Below are 7366 nucleotides of genomic sequence, written 5' to 3' on the forward strand. Positions count from 1 at the left end.
AGAGCTTCTTGCAGTTGAAGGTAAGCCTCAAGATGTTGGTGGATACTTCCATCCAAATGATGAGTTAGCTGCTAAAGCAATGAGACCATCTGCTACACTTAACAGTATTATTGACGCTATATAAGTAAAATTTACTGAGTATTGCACCATGTTGGTGCAATACTTGTCACTAAAATGTAATGACATTTTAGTATTATAGTAAAACTCCGCAGAGGAGTTTTCTCTGCAACACTTTTAGTATCTAGTGTAAAAAGATACTTTCGAGACACTCTGTCTCAAATAACATAGGGTTGATGTAAGCCTCTTTTGTCGCAAAGCATAATTGATAACATAAATTATGAGTTATGTTTTGCCTTGAGGTCCCCTATAGTTCTCACTTAAAGGATTATAATGAAAAAAGCTAAAAAAGTAACGGTTATCGGTGCTGGAAATGTGGGTGCAACTGTAGCATTTATTCTTGCAATGAATGGTGTATGCCACCATGTTGTATTAAGAGATAGAAATACTGAGATAGCTAAAGGTAAAGCATTAGACATGTCTCAAGCAGCTAATGCTGCAAGATCACATACTATTGTTACTGCAGCAGATGATGCTGCTGAAATAGCAGATTCGGATGTAGTGGTTATTACAGCTGGAAGTCCAAGGTTGCCAGGAATGAGTAGAGATGATCTACTTATGATCAATGCAGAGATCACCAAAGAAGTAGTGCAGGATGTAAAAAAATATGCACCTGATTCAATTATTATTATGGTTTCTAATCCTCTTGATGTAATGACATATGTTGCACTGAAAGAATCAGGTTTTCCAAAAGAAAGAGTTGTTGGTATGGCAGGAATTCTTGATTCTGCAAGAATGGCACATTTCATTTTTGAAAAAATTGGTTACGGATCAGGTCAAATACGTGCTTCAGTGATGGGTGGACATGGTGATGATATGGTACCATTACCAAAGTTTTCTACAGTTGCAGGTGTACCATTGACTGATATCTTATCTGATAAAGAAATCTCTGAAGTAGTAGAGAGAACAAAGCATGGAGGTGCTGAGATTGTTGGTTACCTTAAAACAGGTTCAGCGTATTATGCTCCGGCAAAATCAACAGCGATCATGGTAGAAGCTATTCTTAAAGATACAAAACAGATTCATCCATGTGCAGTTTATTTGGATGGTCATTATGGTCACTCTGATGTAGTTTCTGGTGTTCCAGTAGCACTTGGTGCAAACGGGGTAGAGAAGCTTTTTGAAATGACACTGAACGAAGATCAAAAAACAAAGTTTTCTGCAAGTGTTGAATCAGTAAGAAGTATGATTAATGTACTTAAAGATAAGAATTTTTTTGGCTAAAGGTTATAGATGAGAGAAATTGAATTTGATGTTGTTGTAAAAGCAGTTAAAGATATGATCATGCATTGTGGTACAGATCTACCACAAGATACCTATGATGCGCTTGAAGCTGCTATGCAGGCTGAAAAGTCACCCGTAAGTAAAGAGGTTATTCGTCAGATACTTGAAAATGCAAACATCGCAAAAGATGAGAAAAGACCACTTTGTCAAGATACTGGTTTGGCAGTATTTTTTGTAAATGTTGGGGAAGAAGTGCGTATTAATGGTGGTCTTTTGAGAGATGCTATTAATAAAGGAACAGAAGAGGGTTATACTGAGGGGTACTTAAGAGCTTCAACATGTGAACCATTCAGCCGTTTAAACTTGAAGGATACAGTAGGGTATAACCTTCCAGCTATCATTCATTTTGATATTGTAGCTGGTGATAAGATCGACATTGAATATGCTGCAAAAGGTGGTGGTTCTGAAAATGTTTCTCGTGCAAAAGTTTTCCCTCCAGCTGCTGGTAAAGATGGTATCGTAGAGTATGTAAAAGAAGTCATCTCTGATGCAGGTGGTAACCCATGTCCTCCAATTACGATTGGTGTGGGAATCGGTGGAACGTTTGAAAAAGCAGTTATATCTTCAAAACATGCACTTTTTAGAGACTTAGAGACCAAGCATGAAGACCCAGAAATGGCTGAGCTTGAAGAGCGAATATTAACAGAGGTCAATAAACTTGGAATAGGTGCGATGGGTATGGGTGGAACAAAAACTGCTTTGGCTGTACATATTGAGTCAAACCCTTGTCATATCGCGTCGCTTCCTGTTTCTGTAAATGTTCAGTGTCACTCGTCAAGACATACACATATCACAATATAAGGAGAAAAGATGGCAACATATACTTTAACAACACCACTTACTTCTGAAGATACAAAAAAACTTGTAGCTGGAGATACTGTTTTATTAAATGGTACTATTTATACAGCCAGAGATGCTGCACATAAGAGACTTGTAGATCTTATAGAAGCGGGGGAAGAACTTCCATTTGATCTAGAAGGATCAGTGATTTATTTTGTTGGACCAACTCCACCTAAACCGGGTGACCCTATAGGCAGTGCAGGACCAACTACTTCTTACAGAATGGATTCTTACTCTCCAACGATGTTAAAACATGGTTCAAAAGGGATGATCGGTAAGGGAAAAAGAAATCAAGCTGTAAAAGATGCTTGTGTTGAGTATGATGGTATCTATTTTGGTGCTACAGGTGGAGCAGGTGCACTACTTGGTAAACAGATTCGTTCAGCCGAAGTGATTGCTTATCCGGAATTAGGGCCAGAAGCTGTCAGAAAGATTACAGTGGAAGATTTCCCTGTAACAGTTGTAAATGATACAAAAGGTAATGACATTTACCAAATGGGTCGTGCACAATATGAGGTCAAGGACTAAAGCCTGAATCGTACATGGACCAAAGTTCAGAACAAGTGAGGGGGCTAAGCCCAAATCGTACAAGAGCTAAAGCTCAAAAATATACTTAAATTTAGTAACATTGTATTTGAATAAATATAGTGTTACATACTCCCCATCACACAACTATTTCTCTTTTTTTAACTTCTTTATCTTAGTAAATATTTCATTAACCTAAACAGAGTATTATAAGCAATAATGATATTTAAAAGGATTACCCATGGATTATAGAATTGAAAAAGATACAATGGGAGAGATGAATGTCCCTGCTGAAAAATACTGGGGAGCCCAGACACAACGATCTGTACATAATTTTGAGATAGGCAATGAAAAGATGCCTCTTGAAATTGTCTATGGTTTTGCAAACTTGAAAAAAGCCTGTGCTTTGGTCAATCATTCTTTAGGTCGTTTAAATGATGAAAAAACTGCGGCGATATCTAAGGCATGTGATATGGTGCTCACTGGAGAGCTTGATGACAATTTTCCACTTGTTGTATGGCAAACGGGTTCGGGTACGCAATCGAACATGAATATGAATGAAGTGGTTGCCAACAAAGCAACAGAGATTTTAGGTGGAGACTTTATAAAAGAAACTTTGGTACATCCCAACGATGATGTAAATAAAGGACAAAGTTCAAACGATACCTATCCTACAGCTATGCGTATCGCCGAAGTTGTAGCTGTAACAGATACGCTTATACCTGCACTATCTCAATTGAAAAAAACACTGGATGAAAAAGCGAAAACTTTTTCTGATATAGTGAAGATAGGAAGAACACATCTCCAAGATGCAACACCACTTACACTCGGTCAAGAACTTTCCGGGTATGTTTCTATGTTAGAAACAAACCTCAGGCAAATTAATGATGCACTCGTATACTGTAAAGAACTTGCAATTGGTGGTACAGCGGTAGGTACGGGTCTTAACTCACACCCAGAGTTTTCGCAAAGAGTAGTAGTACAGCTTAACCAGTTTATGGCAAAAAATTATGGATTTGTTTCTCAACCAAATAAGTTTCATGCGCTTACAGGCCATGATGCTGAAGTAGTATTAAGTGGTGCACTTAAGGCACTGGCTGCAAATCTTATGAAAATAGCCAATGACATCAGGTGGCTGGCATCAGGTCCTAGATGTGGTTTAGGTGAAATTGAAATTCCTGCAAATGAACCGGGTTCATCAATTATGCCAGGTAAAGTAAACCCGACTCAGGCTGAAGCTATGACAATGGTAGCTGTACAGGTTATGGGTAATGATGCAACAGTGGGTATTGCTGCATCTCAGGGTAACTTTGAACTAAATGTATTTAAACCAGTGATTGCATACAATATTTTACAGTCAACTAAACTGTTAGCAGATGTTATGAGAAGTTTTGACATACATTGTGCGGTGGGCATTGAACCGATCAGAGCAAATATTGATAGGTTTCTTAATGATTCGCTTATGTTGGTAACAGCGCTTAATCCATATATAGGGTATGAAAATGCAGCAAAGATAGCTAAAACAGCACATAAAAATGGTACAACACTTAAAGAAGAAGCTGTAGCACTTGGTTTTATGTCTGCAGAAGACTTTGATGAAAATGTAAAACCTGAAGAGATGATTGCAGCACAAGGATAATTTCTCACGTCCCTTTGTTACAAAAAGGGACAAAATATTTCTACAATATTGAATCTAATTAAAACGTACTAATTTAATGTGTAAATACATAACATATTTCTAAAATTACTATCTTTTATAGGCAAATTAATCAACTCTTATTCTCTTTCAGCGTATAGTATTGCATTATATAAAAAGGAGTACACGTGAATATTCATGAGTATCAAGCAAAACAAATATTCCAAAAGTATGGTGTTCCAACACCTAGAGGTATTATTGCAAATACACCTGATCAGGCTGTAGCAAATGCAGGAGAACTTGGTGGAAACATTTGGGTAGTTAAAGCCCAAATCCACGCAGGTGGTAGAGGACTAGGCGGTGGTGTAAAACTTGCTAAGTCTAAAGATGAAGTAAGAGAACTTGCTACTGAAATTCTAGGTATGACTTTGGTAACGCATCAAACTGGACCAGAAGGTAAACTTGTTCAAAAAGTGTACATTGAAGAGGGTGCAAACATCCAAGATGAACTTTATCTCTCTGTAGTACTTGACCGTGCAGCTGAAATGCCAATTATTATGGCATCTACTGAAGGTGGTATGGACATTGAAACTGTAGCACATGACACTCCTGAAAAAATCATTAAGATTGCAGTAGATCCTGCTTATGGTTTCCAAGGTTACCATGGAAGAGAACTTGTATTTGGTCTTGGTATCACAGACAAGGCAGAGCAAAAGAAAATGATTGACTTTGCTTCTAAACTCTATACACTTTATATGGAAAATGATGCTGAGATGATCGAGATCAATCCACTGATCAAAACAGCAGAGGGTGACTTTTTGGCACTTGATGGAAAGATGGGGTTTGATGATTCTGCACTAGGACGTCACCCTGACATCGAAGATATGAGAGATATCTCTGAAGAAGATCCAGATGAAAGAGAAGCATCTCAGTATGGTCTCTCTTACATCTCACTTGATGGAGAAATAGGTTGTATGGTTAATGGTGCCGGTCTTGCAATGGGTACTATGGATACGATCAACTACATGGGTGGAACTCCTGCAAACTTCCTTGATGTTGGTGGTTCGGCAAATGCTGAGACAGTGGCAAAAGGATTTGAGATCATTCTTAAAAATCCTAAAGTAAAAGCTATTTTTGTAAATATCTTTGGTGGTATTGTTAGATGTGACAGAATTGCAAATGGTATTATTGAAGCAACTAAGATCACAGATGTAAATGTACCGGTAATTGTAAGACTTGATGGTACAAATGCACCAGAAGCAGCAGAAATTTTGAAAAATGCAAACATTGCCAACCTTATCGTTGGTGATGATTTAGGTGATGGTGCAGCAAAAGCTGTAGCAGCGGCAAAGGGAGAGTAAAAGATGTCAATTTTAGTAAACAAAGATACAAAAGTTATCGTTCAAGGTTTTACAGGTAAAGAGGGTTCTTTCCATGCTGAACAATGTATGGATTATGGTACGCAAATCGTTGGTGGTGTTACACCTGGTAAAGGTGGACAAACACACCTTGGTCAACCAGTATTTAATACAGTTAGAGATGCTGTAAATACTACAGGTGCTACAGTTTCTATGATTTTTGTTCCACCTGCATTTGTTGCTGACGCTGTAATGGAAGCCGCATCTGCTGGTATTGAACTTGCTGTTATTATTACAGAAGGTGCACCGGTACGTGATATGCAAGCTGCAAAAGCTTGTGCTGTTAAAAATGGCATGATGACAATCGGGCCAAACTGTCCAGGTGTTATTACTGCTGAAGAGTGTAAAATTGGAATCATGCCTGGTATGATCTTCAAAAAAGGAAATGTCGGTCTAATTTCTAAATCAGGTACTTTAACTTACGAAGGTGCAAACCAAGTTTGTAATGAAGGTTTTGGTATTACAACAGCAGTTGGTATCGGTGGAGATCCAATTATCGGTCTTTCATATAAGCAACTTCTTCAAATGTTTCAAGAAGATCCTGAGACTGAAGCCATTGTAATGATTGGTGAAATTGGTGGAGATCTTGAAATTCAAGCGGCAGCGTACATCAAAGAAAACATTACTAAGCCAGTAGTTGCATTTATTGCAGGTCAAACTGCACCAGCAGGTAAGAGAATGGGGCATGCAGGTGCTATTATTTCTGGTTCTGCAGGTACGGCAAAAGAGAAAATGGATGCACTTGAAGCAGCAGGTGTTAAAGTTGTTGTATCACCAGCTGAGATAGGTAAGGCCGTAAAAGAAGTTCTTTCTTAATCCTATTCCTTTTCGTAAAATTTTAATACACTGTTAGTGGGCATTCTTGCCCACACCACATATTTTCTCTAAACTCTCCATTTTTATCACATTTGATTAAAAAATAAACATACTATACTTTTTTTATTTACCTTTTTTGACTATAATACTCGTATGTTAAATCGTCAGGAGTTATTTATGCAGAAATCGTTTGAAGTCTTTAATGTTAAGTGTAGTGGGTGTGCTTCTACACTTAAGAGTAGACTGGCCAAAGAGTTTGGGGAGATAGAAGTCAATTTAGAAGTTCTACCACGTAAAATTACTTTAGATATAGAAAATAAGGATGTAAATAAGTTAGCCAAAGCACTAAGAGAACTCGGTTATCCTTTAGCTGAAGAAGAGATGAGTTTTATGAATAGTACTTCAGCAAAAGCAAAAAGTTTTGTTTCATGTGCCATAGGTAAAATGAACAGTTAATCTGGAGAATTTTTATCTGATCTTTTTTTACTTTAAAAGATTACAACTATTCTTATATTAATCATAACTCTTAACAAATCCCTTTTTATATGCTATAATTTCACCAAGGTGCAATAGGTAGTTGCTGGTGACATTATGTCACGAGAGGAAAGTCCGGGCTGCAAGTGAGACAGGGCTCCATCTAACGGATGGCCAGAGTAATCTGAGGGCAAGTGCAACAGAAAGTAGGTAGCCACTTCGGTGGTGATAGTGAAAGGGTGGGGTAAGAGCCCAC

Annotated in this window: 8 protein-coding genes and 1 other RNA gene; all 9 read left to right on the top strand. The window is 37.9% G+C overall.

The genetic code is table 11. From position 1 onward, the window contains the following. On the top strand, positions 1–124 hold a 124-nt coding region (locus ABZC96_RS06765), incomplete at its 5' end, for an NADP-dependent isocitrate dehydrogenase (protein ID WP_373029998.1). 266 nt (positions 125–390) lie between these two features. Next, entirely contained in the window at positions 391–1341 is a 951-nt protein-coding gene (gene mdh / locus ABZC96_RS06770; RefSeq protein ID WP_373029988.1) for a malate dehydrogenase, read from the top strand. Between the two features lie 9 nt (positions 1342–1350). Beyond that, entirely contained in the window at positions 1351–2202 is an 852-nt protein-coding gene (locus tag ABZC96_RS06775; protein WP_373029989.1) for a fumarate hydratase, read from the top strand. A gap of 9 nt (positions 2203–2211) precedes the next feature. Continuing rightward, complete coding sequence (locus tag ABZC96_RS06780) at positions 2212–2769, top strand: Fe-S-containing hydro-lyase (RefSeq protein ID WP_373029990.1); 558 nt, start codon at positions 2212–2214, stop codon at positions 2767–2769. Positions 2770–3007: 238 nt separating this feature from the next. Continuing rightward, positions 3008–4405, top strand: coding sequence for a class II fumarate hydratase (gene fumC / locus ABZC96_RS06785; RefSeq protein WP_373029991.1), 1398 nt, complete (start codon positions 3008–3010; stop codon positions 4403–4405). A 185-nt stretch (positions 4406–4590) separates the two neighbouring features. Beyond that, a complete protein-coding gene (sucC, locus tag ABZC96_RS06790) occupies positions 4591–5763 on the top strand; it encodes an ADP-forming succinate--CoA ligase subunit beta (protein WP_373029993.1) in 1173 nt (390 codons plus the stop codon). 3 nt (positions 5764–5766) lie between these two features. After that, positions 5767–6636 carry a succinate--CoA ligase subunit alpha gene (gene sucD, locus ABZC96_RS06795; protein WP_373029995.1) on the top strand — a complete coding sequence of 290 codons (870 nt, stop codon included), beginning with the start codon at positions 5767–5769 and terminating at the stop codon, positions 6634–6636. A gap of 177 nt (positions 6637–6813) precedes the next feature. Then, on the top strand, positions 6814–7092 hold the full coding sequence (locus ABZC96_RS06800) for a heavy-metal-associated domain-containing protein (RefSeq protein WP_373029996.1): 279 nt from the start codon (positions 6814–6816) through the stop codon (positions 7090–7092). 105 nt (positions 7093–7197) lie between these two features. Then, positions 7198–7366: RNase P RNA component class A (gene rnpB, locus ABZC96_RS06805), an RNA gene on the top strand; the annotation flags it as partial.

The organism is Sulfurovum sp. (assembly GCF_041551015.1).
Taxonomy (GTDB): Bacteria; Campylobacterota; Campylobacteria; order Campylobacterales; family Sulfurovaceae; genus Sulfurovum.

Bases quoted from the DNA above. Each gene is read 5' to 3' on its own strand.
- sucD (WP_373029995.1), top strand. From the start codon at position 5,767: ATGTCAATTTTAGTAAACAAAGATACAAAAGTTATCGTTCAAGGTTTT.
- ABZC96_RS06780 (WP_373029990.1), top strand. From the start codon at position 2,212: ATGGCAACATATACTTTAACAACACCACTTACTTCTGAAGATACAAAA.
- ABZC96_RS06775 (WP_373029989.1), top strand. From the start codon at position 1,351: ATGAGAGAAATTGAATTTGATGTTGTTGTAAAAGCAGTTAAAGATATG.
- ABZC96_RS06800 (WP_373029996.1), top strand. From the start codon at position 6,814: ATGCAGAAATCGTTTGAAGTCTTTAATGTTAAGTGTAGTGGGTGTGCT.
- fumC (WP_373029991.1), top strand. From the start codon at position 3,008: ATGGATTATAGAATTGAAAAAGATACAATGGGAGAGATGAATGTCCCT.
- mdh (WP_373029988.1), top strand. From the start codon at position 391: ATGAAAAAAGCTAAAAAAGTAACGGTTATCGGTGCTGGAAATGTGGGT.